Consider the following 22142-nt stretch of genomic DNA (forward strand, 5'->3'; position numbering starts at 1 on the left):
GCGACGTCCAGTGTGACGACCAGCGGTCGTCACCTACCGTTTGGGCCGCCTTTCCGCTAGCCTTTCTGTATGAACAACTCCCCCCTTCGTCTGCTCATTCACGGTGCCTCCGGGCGCATGGGCCAGGCCCTGCTGCGCCTGGCCGCCGAGCGTGACGACCTGCAGGTCGTCGCCGCCATTACCCGCCGCTCGCCGGCCCAGCGCGTGGTCGAGGGCGTGCCGCACTTCGCCGCCAGCGAATTGTCTGGTGCGCCGGCTTTCGACGTCGCCATCGATTTCAGCCTGCCGGAGGGCTTCGACCCGATCCTGGCGCTGTGCCTGGAACGCAAGGCTGGGCTGGTGTCGGGCACCACCGGCATCAGCGAAACCCAGCGCCAGGCGCTGATCCAGGCCGCCGCCAGCATTCCGCTGGTCTGGGCCTCCAACTTCAGCCTCGGCGTGGCTGTGCTGGACGAGCTGGTCGAACGCGCCGCCACCGCCCTGGCGGGCTGGGACTGCGACATCGTCGAGTCCCATCACATTCACAAACAGGATGCGCCGTCGGGCACCGCGCTCACCCTGGGCGCAGCCGCGCAGAAGGGCGGGGCCCAGCCGCACTACGCCAGCCTGCGCGCGGGCGACATCGTGGGCGAGCACCTGGTCCAGTTCACCGGCATGGGTGAGCGCATCGAGCTGACCCACCGGGCCACCAATCGCGACATCTTTGCCCGTGGGGCCCTGTTTGCCGCCGTTCAGCTGAATGGGCGGGCGGCAGGCAGTTACCGGGTACGGGATCTGCTTTCGGCGTAGAGCCACGCCCTGCGTGGCTGAACAGGCAGCCACGCGCCGCCGGGCGCAACGGAATGCACGCAAACGCTGGCGCTGGCGTGACCTTCCTATTACAATTCCCGCTCGCCGAATCACGACAGCCGGACCGGATAAAAACCGACGTCCGCGCTTTTTTGCAACCGCTTTTCAGTGGATCGCGCGGCGTGACTTCGGTGACCCCTCGGTAGCCAAAGTGAGATTTCCGTGACCCAAGCCGCAATCCTCGTCCTCGAAGACGGCACCGTATTCGAGGGCGAATCCGTAGGCGCGCCCGGCCTGTCCGTCGGTGAAGTGGTGTTCAACACCGCCATGACCGGTTACCAGGAAGTGCTGACTGATCCTTCCTACGCCCGGCAGATGGTCACGCTGACCTACCCGCATATCGGCAACACCGGCATGACCGACCAGGACGACGAAGCCCGCAAGGTGTGGTCGGCCGGTCTGATCGTGCGCGATGTGCCGCGCCGTCCGAGCAACTGGCGCAGCCAGGTGTCGCTGCAGGACTGGCTGAACCAGCGTGGCGTGGTGGCCATTTCCGGCATCGACACCCGCAAGCTGACCCGCATCCTGCGCGAGAAGGGCGCGCAGAACGGCGCACTGATGGCCGGTGACGACATCAATGTCGACGTAGCGCTGGAAGCCGCGCGCAAATTCCCGGGTCTGAAGGGCATGGACCTGGCCAAAGTGGTGAGCACGGATGCGACCTACAGCTGGAACGAGGGCCAGCTGGACCTGGACCGCAACGCGTTCGTCAACGCCGCGCCGCAATACAAGGTCGTCGCTTACGACTTCGGTGCCAAGCTGAACATCCTGCGCATGCTCGCCGAGCGCGGCTGCGATATCACCGTGGTGCCGGCGCAGACCCCGGCCGCCGAAGTGCTGGCGCTGAATCCGGACGGCGTGTTCCTGTCCAACGGCCCGGGCGACCCGGAGCCGTGCGACTACGCCATCGACGCCATCAAGGTGTTCCTGGACAAGAAGCTGCCGACCTTCGGCATCTGTCTGGGCCACCAGCTGCTGGCACTGGCCTCCGGTGCGAAGACCGTCAAGATGGGCCACGGCCACCACGGTGCCAACCACCCGGTGCAGGACCTGGACAGCGGCCGGGTGATGATCACCTCGCAGAACCACGGTTTTGCGGTGGATGAAGCCACGCTGCCGGCCACCCTGCGCGTGACCCACCGCTCGCTGTTCGACGGCACCAACCAGGGCATCGCCCGCACCGACGTGCCGGCGTTCTCGTTCCAGGGTCACCCGGAAGCCTCGCCCGGTCCGCACGACGTCAGCCCGCTGTTCGACCAGTTCGTGGCGCTGATGGCGCAGGCCAAGGCCTGATGCGACGCGCCGCTGCCCCAGGCGCGGCGCGGTTCCACCCCCAGTTTCCTGATCGACAGCGTGCGATCACCCCACACACGCTGTACTGACTTAGAGAAGAAAATGCCCAAGCGCACTGACCTCAAGACCATCCTCATCATCGGTGCCGGCCCGATCGTCATCGGCCAGGCCTGCGAGTTTGACTACTCCGGCGCACAGGCCTGCAAGGCGCTGCGTGACGAGGGTTACCGCGTGGTGCTGGTCAACAGCAATCCGGCCACCATCATGACCGACCCGGAGATGGCCGACGCGGTCTACATCGAGCCGATCAACTGGCAGACGGTCGAGAAGATCATCGCCAAGGAAAAGCCCGACGCGCTGCTGCCGACCATGGGCGGCCAGACCGCGCTGAACTGCGCGCTGGACCTGGCCGACAACGGCGTACTCGAGAAGTACAACGTCGAGCTGATCGGTGCCAAGCGCGAAGCGATCCGCATGGCCGAAGACCGCGAGCTGTTCCGCGTCGCCATGGGCGAAATCGGCCTGGAATGCCCGAGCGCCGCTGTCGCACATACCCTGGACGAAGCGCTGGAAATCCAGACCCGCGTCGGCTACCCGACCATCATCCGTCCCAGCTTCACCCTGGGCGGCAGCGGTGGCGGCATTGCCTACAACCGCGAAGAGCTGGTCGAGATCGTCACCCGCGGTCTGGAACTGTCGCCGACCACTGAGGTGCTGGTGGAAGAATCGGTGCTGGGCTGGAAGGAATTCGAGATGGAGGTGGTGCGCGACACCGCCGACAACTGCATCATCGTCTGCTCGATCGAAAACCTCGACCCGATGGGCGTGCACACCGGTGACTCGATCACCGTGGCTCCGGCCCAGACCCTGACCGACAAGGAATACCAGCGCCTGCGCGATGCCTCCATCGCCGTGCTGCGCAAGATCGGCGTGGATACCGGTGGCTCGAACGTGCAGTTCGGCATCAACCCGGAAACGGGTCGCGTCGTCGTCATCGAAATGAACCCGCGCGTGTCGCGTTCGTCGGCACTGGCCTCCAAGGCCACCGGCTTCCCGATCGCCAAGGTCGCCGCCAAGCTGGCCGTGGGTTACACCCTGGACGAGCTGAAGAATGAAATCACCGGCGGCCTGACCCCGGCCTCGTTCGAACCGTCGATCGACTACGTGGTCACCAAGATTCCGCGCTTCGCCTTCGAGAAGTTCCCGGCCGCCGATGCCCGCCTGACCACCCAGATGAAGTCGGTGGGTGAGGTGATGGCGATGGGCCGCACCTTCCAGGAGTCGGTGCAGAAGGCCCTGCGCGGCCTGGAAACCGGCAAGGTCGGCTTCGACCCGACCGAGCTGGATCTGAGCAGCGAAGACGACCTGCAGACCCTGCGCCGCGAGCTGAAGGCTCCGGGTCCGGAGCGTCTGTTCTACGTGGCTGACGCATTCCGCGCCGGCATGAGCGTGGAAGAGATCTACAACCTGTCGTTCATCGATCCGTGGTTCCTGGACCAGATCGAAGAAATCATCGCCGAAGAAGCCAAGGTCGCTGCCGACGGCATCGATGCGCTCGACGCTGCGCGCCTGCGCAAGCTCAAGCGCGCCGGTTTCTCCGACGCCCGCCTGGCCCAGCTGACCGGCACCAACGAAGCGGCCGTGCGCGCGCTGCGTCGTGCCCACAAGGTGCGCCCGGTGTACAAGCGCGTCGACTCCTGCGCCGCCGAGTTCGCCACCGGCACTGCCTACCTGTACTCGACCTACGAGGACGAGTGCGAAGCCGCGCCGAGCAACCGCGACAAGATCATGATCCTGGGCGGCGGTCCGAACCGCATCGGCCAGGGCATCGAGTTCGACTACTGCTGCGTGCACGCGGCACTGGCGCTGCGCGAGGATGGCTATGAAACCATCATGGTCAACTGCAACCCGGAAACCGTGTCGACCGACTACGACACCTCCGACCGCCTGTACTTCGAACCGCTGACCCTGGAAGACGTGCTGGAAATCGTCGAACTGGAACAGCCGAAGGGCGTGATCGTGCAGTACGGCGGCCAGACCCCGCTGAAGCTGGCGCGCGCGCTGGAAGCCAACGGCGTGCCGGTGATCGGCACCAGCCCGGATTCCATCGACCTGGCTGAAGACCGCGAGCGCTTCCAGCAGCTGGTCGAGAAGCTGGGCCTGAAGCAGCCGCCGAACCGCATCGCCCGCAACGACCAGGAAGCCCTGCTGCTGGCGCGCGAGATCGGCTACCCGCTGGTGGTGCGCCCGAGCTACGTGCTGGGTGGCCGCGCGATGGAAATCGTGTACGGCGAATCCGACCTGGCCCGCTACGTGCGTGACGCGGTGAAGGTGTCCAACGACTCGCCGGTGCTGCTGGATCGTTTCCTCGACAACGCCGTGGAATGCGACGTCGACATCATTGCCGACAAGGACGGCAACGTGCTGATCGGCGGCGTGATGGAGCACATCGAAGAAGCCGGCGTGCACTCGGGCGACTCCTCGTGCTCGCTGCCGCCGTATTCGCTGTCGGCTGAAACCCAGGCCGAGCTGCGCCGTCAGGTGGTGGAACTGGCCAAGGCCCTGAATGTGGTCGGCCTGATGAACACCCAGTTCGCGATCCAGGCGGGCGAAGACGGTAACGACATCGTCTACCTGCTGGAAGTGAACCCGCGTGCCTCGCGCACCGTGCCGTTCGTGTCCAAGGCCACCGGCATGGCGCTGGCCAAGATCGCCGCGCGCTGCATGGCCGGCAAGACCCTGGCCGAGCAGGGCGCAACCAAGGAAATCGTGCCGGATTACTACTCGGTCAAGGAAGCGATCTTCCCGTTCGCCAAATTCCAGGGCGTGGACCCGATCCTCGGGCCGGAAATGCGCTCCACCGGTGAGGTGATGGGCGTGGGCCGCAGCTTCAGTGCCGCGTTTGCGCGCGCGCAGGAAGCCGGTGGCATCAAGGCTCCGCCGCAGGGCAAGGCCTTCGTTTCGGTCCGCGACCCGGACAAGAAGCGCGTGCTGCCGGTCGCCCAGGCGCTGCTGGAACGCGGTTACACCCTGGTCGCCACCCGTGGCACCGCCGCGTGGCTGCAGCAGCACGGCATGGACTGCGAGATCGTCAACAAGGTGGTCGAAGGCCGTCCGCACATCGTCGACTTGATCAAGAACGGTGAAATCGTCTACATCGTCAACACGACCGAAGGCCGTGCCGCGATCAACGACTCGTTCTCGATCCGTCGCGAGGCGCTGCAGCACCGCGTCACCTATTCGACCACCATTGCCGGTGCCAAGGCACTGGTGCAATCACTGGAATTCCGCGGGACCGGCCCGGTCTGGTCGCTGCAGGAGCTGCACAAGGAGTTGAATGCATGAGAGCACCCATCACCCTGAAAGGCGCGCAGAAGCTGCGCGACGAACTGGATCACCTGAAGACGGTCAAGCGCCCGAAGGTCATTGCTGCCATCGCCGAAGCGCGTGAGCACGGTGACCTGAAGGAAAACGCCGAGTACCACGCCGCGCGCGAAGAGCAGGGCTTCATTGAAGGCCGCATCAAGCAGCTGGAAGGCGAGCTGTCGCATGCCGAGATCATCGACATCAGCAAGCTCAACGCCGGCAGCAAGGTGGTGTTCGGTGCGAGCGTGACCCTGGCCGACGTGGACACCGACGAAGAGAAGCAGTACCAGATCGTGGGTGACCTGGAAGCGGACATCAAGCAGGGGCTGATTGCCATCTCCTCGCCGGTGGCCCGTGCGCTGATCGGCAAGAACGAAGGTGACAGCATCACCATCGACGCGCCGGCCGGCCAGCGCGAGTACGAAATCGTCAGTGTGCAGTACCTGGCCTGACCCGTGGCCAGCGCGACCCTGCTGCTGCCGGCGCGCAGCCGGTTCCCGGCCGCGCCCTTGCCCGATGATGTGGCCAGGGCGCTGGGCCGCGCCGAGCGCAGTACGGTGGAGGCGGGCGAGCGCGCCCAGCTGCAGCGGCATTTCCAGCTGCAGCCGGCGCACTGGCCGGTGGCCGCGCTGACCCGCCAGCTGGATGTCGGCGATGCGGTGGACGGCGTCTGGCTGCGTGCCGATCCGGCTAATGTGGCCCCGGACATGCAGGGCGCTCGGATGATGGGGCATGGCGACACGCTGCGCCCGGACGACGAGGACGTGGCCGCGCTGCTGCCTGCGCTGCAGCCGCTGTTTGCCGGCTACGGTTTCACCCTGGATGCCCCGGTGCCCAGCCGGTGGTACCTACGCTTGCCTGAAGAGATCCAGCTGCCCGCGTTTGCCGCGCCGGATGATGTGCTGGGGGATGATCTGTTCGACCATCTGCCGCCCGGTGACACCGGTCGGTTGTGGCGGGCGCTGCTGACCGAGGCCCAGGTCATGCTGCATCAGCACGACTGGAATGCGCGTCGCGTGGCCGCGGGCAAGCGCCCGATCAATTCGTTGTGGTTCTGGGGCGGTGGTGAACTGCCGCAGAGCGTCAGCACGGCCTATGCGCAGGTGCGCAGCCGTGAATCGCTGCTGCAGGCGCTGGCCAAGGCGGCCGGCGTCGAGGTCGGTGGTGACCAGCCGGTGGATGCACTGGTGGACTTGCGCCAGCTGCGTTCGCTGGAACAGCTGGGGAATGAGGCGATTCGTCCCTTGCTGGCGGCATTGCAGCGCGGCGAGTTGCGCCGGCTCGTGCTGGATTTCGAGGATGGTCTGCGGTTTGAGCTGGACAAAGGCCAGCGCTGGAAACTGTGGAAGAAGCCGTTGCAACTGCAGGACGCATGACCACCTCCCACACCGCCCGAATTCAACGTCGCCCGATCATTGAATGCGCGGGCTGGCCCGCCGACACGCTGCCGTTGCTGCAGCGCCTCTACACCGCGCGCGGTGTTACCGATCCCGCTCAGGCGCAACCAAAACTGGCCCAGCTGCACGCCCCCGACCTCATGGGCGGCATGCAGGCCGCGGTCGACCTGCTGGCGCACGCAATCGCCCACAACGAACGCATCCTCGTGGTCGGTGACTTCGACTGCGACGGTGCCACCGCCTGCGCGGTCGGCGTGCGCGGACTGCGCCTGCTCGGCGCACGTGACGTGGTGCACGCCGTGCCCAACCGCATGCTGCACGGCTACGGCCTCTCGCCCTCGCTGGTGGCCGAGCTTGCAGCGCTGCAGCCGGGATTGCTGGTGACGGTAGACCACGGCATCGCCTGCCACGCCGGTGTCACTGCCGCCAAGGCGCTGGGCTGGAAGGTGCTGGTCACCGACCACCATTTGCCCGGCGAACACCTGCCACCCGCGGACGCGCTGGTCGATCCGAACCTGCAGGGCGATGCGTTCCCGAGCAAAGCGCTGGCGGGCGTTGGCGTGATCTTCTACGTGCTGATGGCACTGCGTCGCCACCTGCGCGAGCAGGGCGCTTTCGCCAGCGCCCCCGAACCCGACCTGCTGACCCTGCTCGACCTGGTCGCGGTCGGCACCGTGGCCGACCTGGTCGCACTGGACGCGAACAACCGCGCATTGGTGTCGGCTGGCCTGCGCCGCCTGCGGGCTGGGCAGGGCTGTGTCGGTCTGCAGGCACTGATCGAAGCCAGCGGGCGTGACGCCAAGCGATTGAGCGCGACCGATATCGGCTTCGCGCTGGGGCCACGCCTCAATGCGGCCGGGCGACTGGAAGACATGGCGCTCGGCATCGAGCTGCTGCTCACTGAAGATCGCGCCCAGGCCCGTGAGATTGCCCAGACCCTCGAGCAGATCAACGCCGAGCGTCGCGCCGTGCAGCAGCTGATGACCGACGATGCCGAACTGGCGGTGTCACGCGCCGTGCTCACGGCCGAGGGTGAGCGCCCGATTGCGGCGTGTCTGTTCGATGCCGAATGGCATCCGGGTGTCGTTGGGTTGGTCGCTTCGAAGATGAAGGATCGCCTGCACCGGCCGGTGATTGCGTTCGCGCCTTCCGAGCCCGGTAGCGATTCACTGCGTGGTTCGGCACGTTCAATTGCCGGCTTCCATATCCGTGATGCGCTGGCGCTGGTGAATGCCGCGCACCCGGGCTTGATCGACAAGTTCGGCGGTCACGCCATGGCGGCGGGGCTGAGCCTGGCGCGGGCGAATCTGGCTGTGTTCGAGCAGGCGTTCCTGGCGGTGGTGCAGGGGCAGATGGATCCTGCGTCACTGCAGCAACTATTGATGAGTGACGGCGAGCTGGGCGCGGATGAGCTGGATTTCCGCCACGCCGAAGCGCTGCGCCTTGCGGGACCATGGGGGCAGGGCTTCCCTGAGCCTTTGTTCGACGGGCATTTCCAGGTGGCACGCTGGCAGGTGCTCAAGGAGAAGCATCTCAAGCTGAGCCTGCGCGTGCCGGGCCGGGCTGAGCCGCTCAATGCGATTCACTTCAGCGGCTGGACCGGCAATGCACCGGCCAACCATGTGCATATCGCGTACCGGTTGGTGAGTGATGATTACCGGGGTGGTGGCGCGATTCAGTTGATCATCGAGCATTGCGCTGACGCGTGAGGGATTGCGGTGACACGCATGGCGTGTCACTACAGGGCCGTAGTGGCAATGCGGGGAAATGGTAGAGTCGGTCGACAGACGACTGCCGATAGCGGCGATCGGTGCGGCGAACGCATGACCCGTTGCCGAGCAGACACGCGACTCAGGGTTCCTTGATTTCGCTCACCAATGACGGCATCTGCCACGCACCGCCAGCGGCGACCAGACGGCACAACCCGGTATTGGAGTCGTCGGTCTGTACGTACTCGCTGCCGTTCCACGCCCAGGCCGCCGTGCTCCAGCAGTCTCCCAGACCACGGCTCTTGTGCGAGGCACTAATGGTGCGGGTGTCGTCGTCCACGCCGAGGTTGGTGATGTAGCGCGGCTGATACGGCGCGCGGTCATTGACCACCCAGTAGCCGGACCCTTCGTTGTAGGCTCCGCGCCAGCACACGGTGGAAGCCAGCAGGTGCTTGCTGTCCAGCCGCTTGACCGTGACCGGCTGCGGCTCCTCGTCGAATTGGGTACCTTCGGCCGGATGCAGCGCATCACAGTCGTCGGCAGACGTCGCGGCCGCCAGGGCTGCGCGCAGGGCAGGCACACTGGCCAATGCCTCATCGGCAGCCGTGGTCTGCACGCGCTTGCCCAGCGTGACCACCGGCACCGGCAACGCCGGCAGCACGCTGGCTTCGGCACGGTTGCCTTTGCGCATGATCGCACCGGGCGTGCCCAGCCGGCCCTGGAACTCGTCCATTTTCAGCAGCACCGCAGAAGCGCCGCGATCGGAGAGCGCCCAGCGGCGACCATTGTTGCCGATCAGCTCGATCCGGCTGTCCTTGACCAGCGCCTTCAGCAGGGCGCTGACCTGCGCCGCGGAGAAGTCTGTGTTCTCCTTCACCGCACCCAATGAAGTGCCATTGATCTGCAGGCTGACTGCGCTGGGCAGGTCGCTCTCCTCATACTCGCCGAGCATCAGCTGGCCGGTGATAGGTTGGTTCGGTCCGCCCTTGCGGGTCAGCAGCACCGACACCGGGTCATCGCCGGCGTCTTCGTTCTGGTAGCCGGCCGCGCGGCAGGTGCGGGTGTTGTCGCAGGCCAGGGTCCAATCGTTGTGGGTGAACTCAACCCCCTTCAGCGGGGCGGCATGGGCAGCGGGTAACAGCGTGGCAAGCAGCAGGCAGGCCAGAGGCAGGCGCATGCGATCTTCCTTGTAGGGTACGGTCCGTGGGGCTGTCAGCGTGGCGCAAGGCGACCCTTCTGTCCATGTGCAATGGCTTCAACCCCGTTTGCCACGCTGGTGCGTTCAAGGTTCCGTCATCGTCATCAGGAGCGTCACATGGACAGCGTGCTGCGCAGGTTGGGGTGGGGGATCGCGGTGTGGGTTGCTGTTGCCGTGGGGCAGGGTGCGGCCGCGCAGTCGGCTGGGCAGGGCCTGCTGAAGGTGGCGGGAGCCGAGCGTGAGGTGCAATTGGAACGCGCGCAGTTGCACAGCCGGGTCGCCGCCGGACTGGGTGAAACCCGGATCGAGCTGGTCTTCCGCAATCTCAATAACCGCGTGCTGGAAGGCAACCTGGAGTTTCCGCTGGCCGATGGCCAGCAGGTGACCGCCTTTGCGCTGGATATTGATGGAGCACTGCGTGACGCGGTGCCGGTGCCCAAGGACAAGGGCCGACAGGTGTTCGAGGCCATCGAACGACGCGGCGTGGACCCGGGCCTTCTGGAGCAGACCGCCGGCAACCAGTTCCGGCTGCGCATCTACCCGATACCGGCGCACGGCACACGCCGGGTCGCCCTGACCGTGCGCGAGACGCTGCCGCTGGATGCCAAGGGGCTGCGCTGGAACCTGCCGATGCAGTTCGCGCAGGGCGCGCAGCAGGTGCAGGTGCAGCTGGACGCCGTCGGTACCGGCGTTCCGGTCAAGCGCGGTACCTCTCCGCTGGAACTCACCCTGGCCGGTGCCACCTGGCGGGCACGCTGGCAGGGGCGCGGTGACCAACTGCCCGCGCAGCTGGGCTGGACCCTGCCGCTGCCGCGGGGCATCAGCGGCGTGCAGGGCCTGTTCAACGGCGAACGCTACTTCATGCTGCAGGTGCCGGTGACGGGCCAGCCCCGGCCGCGTGCGCTGCCGCGCCGCATCGGGTTGGTCTGGGATGCGTCCGGCTCCGGCCGCCAGCGCGACACCGCCGCCGAATTGACGGTGCTGGACCGCTACTTCCAGGCGGTGGGCCAGGCCCAGGTGCAATTGACCGTACTGCGTGATCGCGCCGAGCCGATGCGTCGCTTCAACGTGCAGGGCGGCAACTGGAGCGCGCTGCGTCGTGAGCTGGAAGGCCTGGTCTATGACGGGGGCAGTGCGCTCAACGACTGGGCGGCGAGTCCCGATGTAGATGAAACCCTGGTGGTCAGCGATGGCATCGGCAACTTTGGTGCCCGCACGCGGCCCGCATTGCAGCCCGGGCAGCCGCTGTACGCGCTGAGCGGTGCCGGTGCCCGGACCGATGCGTCGCACCTGCGCTACTGGGTGGAAGGCAGCGGCGGTCAGGTGCTGGTCCTCGCTGGCGTGGATGACGTGACCTCGGTCGCCGAACGCCTGCTGCGGCAGGCGCCGGCTCGCATCGAACCGCAGGGGCAAGGTCTTGCCGATCTGCTGCTGGATGACACGCAGGCGGGTCAGGGCTGGGTGCGGGTAATGGGGCGCATCACCGCTCAGCCGGCATCGCTGCGACTGCGCCTGCCCAGCGCAGACGGCTCCACCACCGAACAGACGATGGCCATGAACGGACTGCCCGATGCTGACGGCGGGATGGCCGCGTACGCCTGGGCGTCGCATCAGCTGCAACGGATGCAGAGCGACCGCACGGTGCCGATGTCGACGACCCAGGCGTTCGCGCTGAAGTTTGGCCTGGTCAGCGCGGATACCTCGCTGCTGGTACTGGAAACGCTGGAGGACTACCTGCGTTACGGCATCCGCCCGCCGGTTCCGCTGCAGGCCGAATACGACAAGCGCCACGCCCTGCAGATCCGTGACGAGGCCGAACAGCGCCGCCAGCGTCTGGATGCCATCGCGCGCCAGTTTGCCGAACGTGAGCAATGGTGGAACCGCAGTTGGCCCAAAGGATCGCGTCCGCAGGAACCGGACCCGCGCAGCAAGCAGCGGTCAGCGGGATGGGGTGAGGCCGCGCGCGAGGCGCGTGCTGCGCCGCCGCCGCCGGCACCGGCTGCACCCGCGATGACGCTGGCTGCCGCGAACGCCAGCGACAACCAGACACTGGATGCCATCAGCGTGACCAGCAGCCGTATCCAGGAGGAAGCCTACGCGCCTGCCGCAGCGGATGCGCCGGCCAATGGTGGTCAGCTGCGGATCACCCTCAGTGCCTGGCAGCCCGACTCGCGGTATGCCCGCCAGCTGCGCGCCGCCGCACCCGCGCAGGTCTACGCCCTGTACCTGAAGGAGCGCGATGAACACGCCAACAGCAGCGCGTTCTACCTGGACGTGGCCGACATCCTGCTGGAGCGAGGTCAGCGCGAGCTGGCCATCCGGGTGCTGTCCAACCTGGCCGAAATGCAGCTGGAAAACCGCCATGTGCTGCGCGTGCTGGGCTACCGGCTGATGCAGGCCAACGCCCCGGAACTGGCCGTGCCGGTGTTCCGGCAGGTGTTGGCGATGGGCGAGGAGGAGCCGCAGAGCTTCCGCGACCTGGGCCTGGCGCTGGAGGCGGCCGGTCAGGCGCAGGCCGCGGTGGATGCGCTCAACGAAGTGGTGATCCGCCCGTGGGACGCCCGCTTCGACGGCATTTCGCTGATCGCACTGGATGAACTGAACACGCTGGCCAGCCGCACCAAGGTGAATCTGGACAAGGTCGACCCGCGCCTGCGCCGGCCCATGCCGCTGGACCTGCGGGTGGTGCTGGGCTGGGACAGCGACAACAGCGACATGGACCTGTGGGTGACCGATCCGAATGGCGAGCGCGCCTATTACGGCAACCGCCTGACCTGGCAGGGCGGGCAGATGTCGCGGGACTTCACCGGGGGCTATGGACCGGAGCAGTTCTCGCTGCGCCAAGCCAAGCCCGGTGTTTACAAGGTGGAAGCCAACTATTTCGGCAGCCGCGAGCAGCTGGTGACCGGGGCGACCACGCTGATGCTGCGGCTGACCACGAAGTGGGGTGCCAAGGGGCAGCAGGACCAGTACGTGACGATGCGGCTCAAGGATGACAGTGAGACGGTGCTGGTGGGCGAATTCGAGGTGAGGTGACAGCACCGGCCGATCCCAACATGAACGGGGCCGCTGGCGCTATAATCGGCGGTCTTGTCCAAGCCTTCATGACTGCCGATATGATCGAGCTCAATCCCGTGCGCCAGCGAATCACCGATCTGACCGATCGCGTGGTCTCGCTCAGGGGGTATCTTTGACTACGACGCCAAGAAAGAGCGTCTGGAAGAAGTAACCCGGGAACTGGAAAACCCCGACATCTGGAACAACCCGGAGTATGCCCAGAACCTGGGCAAGGAACGCTCCCTGCTGGACAAGACGGTGGGCGGCATCGCCACCATCCTGGACGGGTTGACCGAAAGCACCGAACTGCTGGAACTGGCTGAAAGCGAGCAGGACGAAGACACCGCGCTGGCCGTGGTCGCCGACCTGGACAAGTACCAGAAGCACGTGGAACAGCTGGAATTCCAGCGCATGTTCTCCGGCGAGATGGACAGCGCGGCCGCCTTCGTCGACATCCAGGCCGGTGCCGGTGGCACCGAAGCCCAGGATTGGGCCGAAATCCTGCTGCGCATGTACCTGCGCTGGTGCGAATCGCGCGGCTGGAAGACCGAACTGATGGAGGTCTCCGGCGGTGACGTCGCTGGCATCAAGTCGGCCACGCTGCGCGTGGAAGGCGACTATGCCTATGGCTGGCTGAAGACCGAAACCGGCGTGCACCGCCTGGTGCGCAAGTCGCCGTTCGACTCCGACAACCGTCGCCACACCAGCTTCACCTCGGTGTTCGTGTCGCCGGAAATCGACGACAACATCGACATCACCATCAACCCGGCTGACCTGCGCACCGACGTGTACCGCTCCTCCGGTGCCGGTGGTCAGCACGTCAACAAGACCGAGTCGGCGGTGCGTATCACCCACGTGCCCAGCGGCATCGTGGTGGCCTGCCAGACTGGCCGCAGCCAGCACCAGAACCGCGACAACGCGATGAAGATGCTGGCCGCCAAGCTGTACGAGCTTGAAATCCAGAAGCGCAACGCGGAAAAGGACGCCGTGGAAGCGACCAAGTCCGACATCGGCTGGGGCAGCCAGATCCGCAACTACGTGCTCGACCAGAGCCGTATCAAGGACCTGCGCACCGGCATCGAGCGTTCCGATACGCAGAAGGTGCTCGATGGCGACCTCGACGAGTTCGTCGAAGCCAGCCTGAAGTCCGGCCTGGAAGTCGGCTCCAAGCGCCTCGACGCGTAATTCCCTCCCTTTGTATCCCCCGCACAAGACCAGCGACCACGCCATGAACGATCAGACCCCCGCGCCGCAGACCCCCGTCGACGAGAACAGCCTCATCGCCGAGCGCCGCGCGAAACTGACCGCGCTGCGCGGGCAGGGCATTGCCTACCCGAACGACTTCCGCCGTGAAGACTTCGCCGGCAGCCTGCAGGCCGAGTACGCCGATGCCGAGCAGTGGACCGCCGAAACCCTGGAGGCCAACGGCCGCCAGGTGAAGATGGCTGGCCGCCTGATGGCCAAGCGGGTGATGGGCAAGGCCAGCTTCGCCCAGATCCAGGACGAATCCGGCCGCATCCAGCTGTTCCTGCAGGGCAATGCCCTGGGCGACGTCTATACCGCGTTCAAGGGCTGGGACGTGGGCGACATCATCGCCGTTGAAGGCGGGCTGACCCGGACCAAGACCGGCGAACTGTCGGTCAAGGCCACCAGCATCCGCCTGCTGACCAAGTCGCTGCGTCCACTGCCGGACAAGTGGCACGGTCTGGCCGATGTGGAGCAGCGCTACCGCCAGCGCTACGTCGACCTGATCGTCACCCCGGAATCGCGCGAAGTGTTCATCAAGCGCTCGCGCATCATCCGTGCGATGCGTGCGTGGCTGGACAGTCGCGACTTCCTGGAAGTCGAGACGCCGATGATGCATTACATCCCCGGCGGTGCCACGGCCAAGCCGTTCACCACCCACCACAACGCGCTCGACCTGGACCTGTACCTGCGCGTGGCCCCGGAGCTGTACCTCAAGCGCCTGACCGTGGGCGGCCTGGAGCGGGTGTACGAGATCAACCGCAACTTCCGCAACGAAGGCGTCAGCACCCGCCACAACCCGGAATTCACCATGATGGAGCTGTACGAGGCCTATGCCACGTACAACGAGATCATGGATCTGACCGAAAACGTCATTCGTGACGTCGCCCAGAGCGTGCTCGGCACCACCGAGGTGGAATGGGACGGCGCAAAGATCGACCTGGGCCCGGCGTTCCGCCGCTGGCGCATGGACGAGGCGGTCCGCCACCACAATCCGGAAATCAGCGCGGCCGACTGCACCGACCGTGACGCCCTGCTGCGCCACTGTGAACGCCTGAAGATCCGGGTCAAGCCGTCCTACGGCTGGGGCAAGCTGCTGCTGGAGATCTTCGAGGCCACGGTGGAACACACCCTGATCCAGCCGACCTTCATCACTGACCACCCGGTCGAGGTCTCGCCGCTGGCCCGTGCCAACGACAACGACCCGGGCTACACCGACCGCTTCGAGCTGTTCATCAACGGCAAGGAGCTGGCCAACGGATTCTCCGAGCTGAACGACCCGGAAGACCAGGCAGCGCGCTTCCAGGCGCAGGTGGCGGCGAAGGAAGGCGGCGACGACGAGGCCATGCACTACGACGCCGATTACATCCGTGCGCTGGAGTACGGTATGGCCCCGACAGGGGGTCTGGGCATCGGCATCGACCGCCTCGTGATGCTGCTGACCGGCAGCAGCTCGATCCGCGACGTGCTGCTGTTCCCCTACATGCGCCCGGAAAACTGAGACCGGCGTCTCGGATGGCCCGGAAAGGGCCGTCCCCCGGGGCTTTCGCCGACATGGCCGCGCGAGTATGGTTTCTGCGTGGCCTCATGGATTCCCAGGCACTCTGGCCACGGATCATGGTGGGTTGCGGGCAGCTGACGCTGACTTCACACTGTGACCACGATCATGAACTGGGGCGATCATGAGCGGAGGTGACGCGTGCAAGGTCCCGGTGTGCAAGGTGGCGGAGTATCCTTTACACAGCCTGTTCCAATGTGGTCCCGGCAGACGACGGAAGCAGCCTTGAATATTGTCATCGTTGACGATCAGACGTCCGCGCGCACGATGCTGCGCCATGTCATCGAAGACATCGCGCCGGAACTGAGCGTGCACGATTTCGGTGACCCGCTCACCGCGCTGGCGTGGTGCGAATCCAATGCCGTCGATCTGCTGCTGCTGGATTACCGCATGCCGGAAATGGACGGGCTGGAGTTTGCCCGCCGCTTCCGCCGTCTGCCCAAACACCGCGATATTCCGGTGATTCTGATCACCGTGGTGGGTGACGAGCCGATTCGCCAGGCCGCTCTGGAAGCCGGGGTGATCGACTTCCTGGTCAAACCGATCCGCCCGCGCGAACTGCGCGCGCGCTGCTACAACCTGCTGCAGTTGCGCCAGCAATCCGAGAACGTGAAGCAGCGTGCACTGTCACTGGAACAGCGCCTGCTGGCCAGCATGCACGAGGTGGAAGAGCGCGAGCGCGAAACGCTGTCGCGGCTGGCCCGCGCGATCGAGTTCCGCGACGCCGGCACCAGTGCCTACCTGGAGCGCATGGCCCATGTGGCCGGGCTGATTGCCGAACAGCTGGGTCTGCCCGAAGAAGAGGTGCGACTGATCGAAATGGCCGCGCCCCTGCACGACATGGGCAAGATCGCCATTCCCGACTCGGTACTGCTCAAGCAGGGTAAACTCAACGACGAAGAGCTGGCGATCATGCGCCGGCACCCCCGAATCGGTTACGAGCTGCTCAGTGGCAGCCAGAACCGGTTCATCCAGGTGGGCGCGCTGATCGCGCTGCGCCACCACGAACGGTATGACGGCAGCGGGTATCCCGACGGCCTGGTTGGCGAGGCGATCCCGCTGGAAGCGCGGATCGTGGCGGTGGCCGACGTCTTCGACGCCCTGATCTCGCCGAGACCTTACAAGGAAGCTTGGAGCATGGAAGCCACTTTGGCCTATCTGTACGCGCAACGCGGTCGTCTGTTCGACCCGCGCTGCGTGGATGCGCTGCTGCGCGGTCGCGTCCAGTTGGACGAGATCTGCGCGCAGCATTCCGTTGCGTCGTCCCGACCGGGGATGTGACATGGGCGGTGTGTTCCAGAAAGTGAGGCAGCGTCTCGGTGCGAGCGGTGCCCTGGCGTTTCTGCGCGCGCGGCTGAGCGGTCGCCCGGACAGCGAGCACGGGCAGGCCATCGTGCGCATGGTGCTGATCGTGCTGATCCTCGCCTACGTGCTGATGCCAAACGTGCGCAATGACCTGCCGCACCACCAGTACCAGGTGGTGCTGGGCATCGTGCTGACCGGCCTGACCTTGTCGGTAATGTTGTTCGGTTGGCTGCTGGCACGGCCGGGGCGTTCGGACCCGCGCCGCGTGGCCGGCATGCTGGCCGACTACGGCCTGATCGCCGCAGGCATGGTGCAGATGGGTGAGCCGCTGGCCTGGGTCTACATCGTGGTGATGTGGGTCACGGTGGGCAACGGCATGCGCTTCGGCAACCGCTACCTGTATGCCGCCGTGGGCATGGCGCTGGTCAGCTTCGGCGTGACCATGCTGACCACTGACTACTGGCGTGACAACGCGCGCCTGGGCTTCGGCCTGTGGCTGGGTCTGGCCGCAGTGCCGCTGTATTTCGCCACCCTGCTGCGCCAGCTGACCCGCGCCATGGACGAGGCGCGCCGCGCCAGCGAGGCCAAGAGCCGCTTCCTGGCCAACATGAGCCACGAGTTCCGCACCCCGCTCAACGGTCTTTCGGGCATGACCGAGGTGCTGGCCACCACCCAGCTGGATGAAGAGCAGCGCGAATGCGTGAACACCATCCAGGCCTCGTCGCGCAGCCTGCTGACGCTGGTCGAGGAGGTGCTGGACATCTCGGCCATCGAGGCCGGCAAGCTGCGTGTTGTCGAGGAAGACTTCGCGCTGGCCGATGTGATCCAGTCGATGGGCCTGATCCTGATGCCGCAGGCACGGGTGAAGCGCCTGGACTACGTAGTGAAGGTAGACGAGGCGGTGCCGCTGCTGTTGCGCGGCGACCTTGGCCATCTGCGCCAGATTCTGCTCAACCTGGCCGGCAACGCGGTCAAGTTCACCGAGCATGGCAAGGTGGAGATCCGGGTCGGATTACTGGGTGAAGCGGGCGACGGCCGGGTGCGGCTGCGCTTCGACATCTTCGATACCGGTATCGGCGTCAATCCGGAGATGGTGCCGCGTCTGTTCCGGGCGTTCGAGCAGGCCGACGTCAGTCTCGGCCGCCGCCATGAGGGCTCCGGCCTCGGCACCTCGATTGCGCGTGGCTTGGTCGAGGCCATGGGCGGTGACATCGGCTTCGCCGACAACCCGCCGCAGGGCAGCCATTTCTGGTTCGAGCTGCCGTTCGCGCTGCCGCCGGTGGAGCAGGGCCGCTTCACCCCGGCCGTGGTCGGTGAGTCCGCACCGGGCGGGGCAGGCAACGTCATTGCCTTCGCCGACCCGTTCCTGCGCCACCGCGCGCGCGTGCGCAGCATGAAGGTGCTGGTGGCCGACGATCACCAGGCCAACCGCTTGGTGCTGCAGCGCCTGCTGCAGAAGGCCGGGCACAAGGTGGTGTGCGTCAACGGCGGCGAAGCCGTGCTGGATGCCATGGCCGAAAGCGATTACGACGTCGCCATTGTCGATCTGCACATGCCGGGCATGAGCGGGCTGGACATGCTGAAGGAGCTGCGTGTGATGCAGTCCGGCGGTGGAGCGCGTACGCCAGTACTGGTGCTCAGCGCCGATGTGACCCCCGAGTCGATCCAGCAGTGCACCCAGGCCGGTGCGCATACCTTCTTCGGCAAGCCGGTGGTGCCGGTGCGCCTGCTCGACACGCTGGCGGAGATTGCCAGCAACGACGCGCGCAAGCCGCGGGTCAACGTGGTGCCCGCTCCTGCAGTCGGGGTCGGCGTGCTCGACTCCGGCGTGCTGGATGAGCTGGCCTCGCTGGGCATGGGAGAGAGCTTCGAGCAGGAGTTCATCCGGCAGTGTCTGGTGGACGCCAAGCAGTGCCTGGTAACGGCCAACGAGGCGGGGGAGCGCGGCGACTGGGTGCTGCTGCGTGAGCAGGCGCATGCGATCAAAGGCGTGGCCAGCAACCTGGGTCTGGTGCGGGTGGCGTTCCGTTCCGGTGAGGTCATGCACATGGCCGACTGGCAGCTCAAGAGCGAGTGGAAGGAGCGGATGAAGCAGATCCGCGCGGCAGTGAAGGAAGGCCGGCAGGCATTGGCGGCACGCATGCACCCCAGTGCGGTCACCGGCGACAGCGATATCGACATCGGCTGATGCCCCGGCGGACGCGCATGGCGCGTCCCTACAGGTGAACCGTGATCCGTCGCATTCCGCGGGCCATGCGTGGACCCGCGTAGTGACGCGCCATGCGCGTCATGCAGCATTCCGTCGTCCCTGAACACCGTTCACATAGGAGCCGTTGCGGCTCGTATGCATGTTTGCATTGCGCCGCGCTTCCCCGGTGTAGGATCGCGGCGTGTGGACCCGTCAGGCCTGCCGCCCACCGTCCTCCCTCCAGGCCAACTCGCCGAGGAAATTGCCATGCAAACGATCGAAAAGCTCCCCACCACCCCCCGCGGCTACGCCACCATCCGCACCGAGACCACGCATGACAACGCCGCGCACTGGTTGTTCATGCACGCCGACGCCGCCACCGGCATACGCCCCTGCTGCCGCAAGGACATGCTGGATGAAATGTGGACAGTGATGAGCGAGATCACCGCCAGCCCGGCCGAGCGCGCCAGTGGCAGGCTGCGTCATTTCGTGTTGGCATCCGATGCCACCGCCTACAACCTCGGCGGCGACCTGGAGCTGTTCGCACGGCTCATCCGTGAAGGCAACCGTGACCGCCTGCTGGCCTACGCGCAGCGTTGCGTGGAAGGCGTGCATCACCTGCACACCGGCTTCGGCGGCGATGTGCGTTCCATTGCGCTGATCCAGGGCGATGCCTTGGGCGGCGGCCTGGAAATGGCGCTGGCCTGCCACACCATCGTGGCCGAAGCGGGCAGCGGCATGGGCCTGCCTGAGGTGCTGTTTGGCCTGTTCCCGGGCATGGGCGCGTACTCGTTCCTGTGCCGCCGCGTCGCCCCGCAGGTCGCCGAGAAGATCATCCTGGAAGGGCGTGTGTACAGCGCCGAAGAAATGTATGCGATGGGCGTGGTCGACGTGCTGGTGCCGAAGGGGCAGGGCATGAAGGCCGTGGAAGACCTGATTCGCCAGCACCAGCGCACCCCGCGCACGTACCTGGCCATGAACGCGGCGCGCAATCTGGCTCAGGCGGTGAGCTATGACGAGCTGCTGGAAATCACCAAGATCTGGGTGGAATCCGCGCTCGCTCTGGAAGACAAGTCGCTGCGCACCATGGACCGGCTGATCAAGGCGCAGACGCGCCGTGCCCAGTCCGATGCGGCGTAACGCCGGAATCAGGGGGAACTGAAGGCCCGGCAATCGCCGGGCCTTCTTTGTTTCAGACCTTACTCCGCCGGTGCGTCGCGCAGTTCGCGGCGCAGGATCTTGCCGACGTTGGTCTTCGGCAGTTCCTTGCGGAATTCCACGATCTTCGGATGCTTGTACCCGGTCAGGTTGGCACGTGCGTGCTCCTTGACCTGCTCGGCGGTGAGGTTCGGGTCCTTCTTGACGATGACCACCTTCACGATCTCGCCGGACTTGTCATCCGGCACGCCCACTGCGGCCACTTCCAGCACGCCCGGCATCATCGCGATCACGTCTTCCACTTCGTTCGGGTAGACGTTGAAGCCGGACACCAGAATCATGTCCTTCTTGCGGTCGACGATGTAGAAGAAGCCGTGCTCGTCCATGCGCGCCATGTCGCCGGTGTGCAGCCAGCCGTCGGCGTCGATCGCCTTGGCGGTTTCTTCCGGGCGCTGCCAGTAACCCTTCATCACCTGCGGGCCGCGGATGCACAGCTCGCCGACGTCACCGGGGGTCATGGTCTGGCCGTCGTCGTTCTTCACGCAGGCATCAGTGGACGGAATCGGCAGGCCGATGGCTCCGTTGTACTCGGCCAGGTTGAGCGGGTTGATGCACGCGGCCGGCGAGGTTTCGGTCAGGCCGTAGGCCTCCACCAGAGTGACCCCGGTAACCTTCTTCCAGCGCTCGGCGACGGCGCGCTGCACGGCCATGCCGCCACCCAGGGTGACCTTCATCGACGAGAAGTCGATCTGGTCGAAGCCGGGGGTGTTGAGCAGGCCGTTGAACAGCGTGTTGACGCCGGTGATGGCGGTGAAGCGCGTCGACTTGAGCTCCTTGACGAAGCCCTTCATGTCGCGCGGATTGGTGATCAGGTGGTTGCAGCCACCGAACTTCATGAAGACCAGGCCGTTCGCGGTGAGTGCGAAGATGTGGTACAGCGGCAGGGCGGTGATGATCCACTCCTTGCCCATCTCGATGCCGGACGCGGAAATCCACGCCGAGGCCTGCTGCATGTTGGCGACCAGATTGCGGTTGGTCAGCATGGCACCCTTGGCCACGCCGGTGGTGCCGCCGGTGTACTGCAGGAACGCCACGTCGTCGTGGTCCATTTCCACCTTCGGCAAGGTGTGCTGGCTGCCCAGCTTCAGCGCCTGATTGAAACGGATCGCGCCGCGGATGCTGTAGTTCGGCACCATCTTCTTGATGTACTTCAGCACGAAGTTCACCAGCACGCCCTTGGCACCGAGCATGTCGCCCAGACCGGTAGTGATGACCTGCTTGACCTGGGTATCAGCGATGACCTGCTGCACGGTGTCACCGAAGTTGTCGACCACCACCAGCACGGCCGCGCCGGAGTCGACCAGCTGGTGTTTCAGCTCGCGGGCGGTGTACAGCGGGTTGACGTTGACCACGGTCAGGCCGGCGCGCAGCACGCCGAAGGTGGCCACTGGGTACTGCAGGCAGTTGGGCATCATCAGGGCGACGCGGTCACCCTTCTTGAGCTTCAGTTCGCCCAGCAGATACGCGGCGAACTGTTCGACCAGGGCGTCGGTTTCACCGTAGGTGAGTACCTTGCCGAAGCTGGAGTAGGCAGGGCGGTCGCGGAACTTGGCAACCGAGGTATCGAATACGGCCGAGACCGAAGCGAATTCGTTGACGTCGATCTCGGCGGGCACGCCGGCGGGATAGCTGTTCAGCCAGGGACGTTCCAGACTCATATTCCCCCTCCAGGAAACGTTGATGGTGTGCGGTGACGGTGAGTATCCGTCGTTTCGGCAGTGGGCAGCATACCGGGCCGAATGGAAAACGCGAAGGATTT

The 22142-nt window shown here is 65.8% G+C and carries 14 protein-coding genes; 12 read left to right on the forward strand and 2 right to left on the reverse strand.

Translation table 11 applies throughout. The features are described 5' to 3' along the window. The first annotated feature begins 69 nt into the window (after positions 1 to 69). From dapB to recJ, 6 genes are all read left to right on the forward strand, one after another. Positions 70 to 789, forward strand: coding sequence for a 4-hydroxy-tetrahydrodipicolinate reductase (gene dapB, locus PDM29_RS16170; RefSeq protein ID WP_311191085.1), 720 nt, complete (start codon positions 70 to 72; stop codon positions 787 to 789). 222 nt (positions 790 to 1011) lie between these two features. Continuing rightward, entirely contained in the window at positions 1012 to 2142 is a 1131-nt protein-coding gene (carA, locus tag PDM29_RS16175) for a glutamine-hydrolyzing carbamoyl-phosphate synthase small subunit (RefSeq protein ID WP_311191086.1), read from the forward strand. A gap of 102 nt (positions 2143 to 2244) precedes the next feature. Next, positions 2245 to 5487 (forward strand): carbamoyl-phosphate synthase large subunit, encoded by a 3243-nt coding sequence (gene carB / locus PDM29_RS16180; RefSeq protein WP_311191087.1) that lies wholly within the window; start codon positions 2245 to 2247, stop codon positions 5485 to 5487. Beyond that, entirely contained in the window at positions 5484 to 5960 is a 477-nt protein-coding gene (gene greA / locus PDM29_RS16185; RefSeq protein ID WP_311191088.1) for a transcription elongation factor GreA, read from the forward strand. Before carB ends, greA begins: the two co-directional genes overlap by 4 nt. A 3-nt stretch (positions 5961 to 5963) precedes the next feature. Then, the gene (locus tag PDM29_RS16190; protein WP_425508681.1) at positions 5964 to 6884 is read left to right on the forward strand and encodes a phosphoglycerate mutase; all 921 of its coding nucleotides are present in this window, start codon (positions 5964 to 5966) and stop codon (positions 6882 to 6884) included. Further along, a complete protein-coding gene (recJ, locus tag PDM29_RS16195) occupies positions 6881 to 8614 on the forward strand; it encodes a single-stranded-DNA-specific exonuclease RecJ (protein WP_311191089.1) in 1734 nt (577 codons plus the stop codon). The genes PDM29_RS16190 and recJ overlap by 4 nt, the downstream gene beginning before the upstream one ends. 142 nt (positions 8615 to 8756) lie before the next feature. Here recJ and PDM29_RS16200 read toward each other — a convergent pair whose 3' ends face one another. Next, a complete protein-coding gene (locus tag PDM29_RS16200; RefSeq protein WP_311191090.1) occupies positions 8757 to 9791 on the reverse strand; it encodes a DUF1176 domain-containing protein in 1035 nt (344 codons plus the stop codon). 138 nt (positions 9792 to 9929) lie between these two features. Here PDM29_RS16200 and PDM29_RS16205 point away from each other — a divergent pair, with 138 nt between their 5' ends. The 6 genes from PDM29_RS16205 (at position 9930) to PDM29_RS16230 (ending at position 20305) form a co-directional block, all read left to right on the forward strand. After that, positions 9930 to 12848, forward strand: a complete 2919-nt coding sequence (locus tag PDM29_RS16205; RefSeq protein WP_311191091.1) for a VIT domain-containing protein — start codon at positions 9930 to 9932, stop codon at positions 12846 to 12848. 80 nt (positions 12849 to 12928) lie between these two features. Further along, a protein-coding gene (prfB, locus tag PDM29_RS16210; protein WP_311193808.1) for a peptide chain release factor 2 occupies positions 12929 to 14054 on the forward strand; the annotation gives its coding sequence in 2 pieces (ribosomal slippage) (positions 12929 to 13003 and positions 13005 to 14054; 1125 coding nt in all). Positions 14055 to 14097: 43 nt separating this feature from the next. After that, positions 14098 to 15615: a lysine--tRNA ligase gene (lysS, locus tag PDM29_RS16215; RefSeq protein WP_311191092.1), complete on the forward strand. Its 1518-nt coding sequence runs from the start codon at positions 14098 to 14100 to the stop codon at positions 15613 to 15615. A gap of 252 nt (positions 15616 to 15867) precedes the next feature. After that, positions 15868 to 16953: a cyclic di-GMP phosphodiesterase response regulator RpfG gene (gene rpfG / locus PDM29_RS16220; RefSeq protein ID WP_311191093.1), complete on the forward strand. Its 1086-nt coding sequence runs from the start codon at positions 15868 to 15870 to the stop codon at positions 16951 to 16953. Positions 16954 to 17071: 118 nt separating this feature from the next. Then, positions 17072 to 19165 carry an ATP-binding protein gene (locus tag PDM29_RS16225; protein ID WP_311193809.1) on the forward strand — a complete coding sequence of 698 codons (2094 nt, stop codon included), beginning with the start codon at positions 17072 to 17074 and terminating at the stop codon, positions 19163 to 19165. A gap of 267 nt (positions 19166 to 19432) precedes the next feature. Beyond that, positions 19433 to 20305 carry a crotonase/enoyl-CoA hydratase family protein gene (locus PDM29_RS16230; RefSeq protein ID WP_311191094.1) on the forward strand — a complete coding sequence of 291 codons (873 nt, stop codon included), beginning with the start codon at positions 19433 to 19435 and terminating at the stop codon, positions 20303 to 20305. Between the two features lie 59 nt (positions 20306 to 20364). Here the strand turns inward: PDM29_RS16230 and PDM29_RS16235 are convergent, their stop codons facing one another. Next, entirely contained in the window at positions 20365 to 22041 is a 1677-nt protein-coding gene (locus tag PDM29_RS16235; RefSeq protein ID WP_311191095.1) for a long-chain fatty acid--CoA ligase, read from the reverse strand. Positions 22042 to 22142 lie beyond the last annotated feature (101 nt).

Source organism: Stenotrophomonas oahuensis (assembly GCF_031834595.1).
Taxonomy (GTDB): Bacteria; Pseudomonadota; Gammaproteobacteria; order Xanthomonadales; family Xanthomonadaceae; genus Stenotrophomonas; species Stenotrophomonas oahuensis.

Coding starts and splice junctions, on each gene's coding strand:
- greA (WP_311191088.1), top strand. CDS start 5,484: ATGAGAGCACCCATCACCCTGAAAGGCGCGCAGAAGCTGCGCGACGAA.
- carB (WP_311191087.1), top strand. CDS start 2,245: ATGCCCAAGCGCACTGACCTCAAGACCATCCTCATCATCGGTGCCGGC.
- dapB (WP_311191085.1), top strand. CDS start 70: ATGAACAACTCCCCCCTTCGTCTGCTCATTCACGGTGCCTCCGGGCGC.
- lysS (WP_311191092.1), top strand. CDS start 14,098: ATGAACGATCAGACCCCCGCGCCGCAGACCCCCGTCGACGAGAACAGC.
- PDM29_RS16225 (WP_311193809.1), top strand. CDS start 17,072: ATGGTGCTGATCGTGCTGATCCTCGCCTACGTGCTGATGCCAAACGTG.
- PDM29_RS16235 (WP_311191095.1), bottom strand. CDS start 22,041: ATGAGTCTGGAACGTCCCTGGCTGAACAGCTATCCCGCCGGCGTGCCC.
- PDM29_RS16200 (WP_311191090.1), bottom strand. CDS start 9,791: ATGCGCCTGCCTCTGGCCTGCCTGCTGCTTGCCACGCTGTTACCCGCT.
- recJ (WP_311191089.1), top strand. CDS start 6,881: ATGACCACCTCCCACACCGCCCGAATTCAACGTCGCCCGATCATTGAA.
- rpfG (WP_311191093.1), top strand. CDS start 15,868: ATGTGGTCCCGGCAGACGACGGAAGCAGCCTTGAATATTGTCATCGTT.
- PDM29_RS16205 (WP_311191091.1), top strand. CDS start 9,930: ATGGACAGCGTGCTGCGCAGGTTGGGGTGGGGGATCGCGGTGTGGGTT.
- PDM29_RS16230 (WP_311191094.1), top strand. CDS start 19,433: ATGCAAACGATCGAAAAGCTCCCCACCACCCCCCGCGGCTACGCCACC.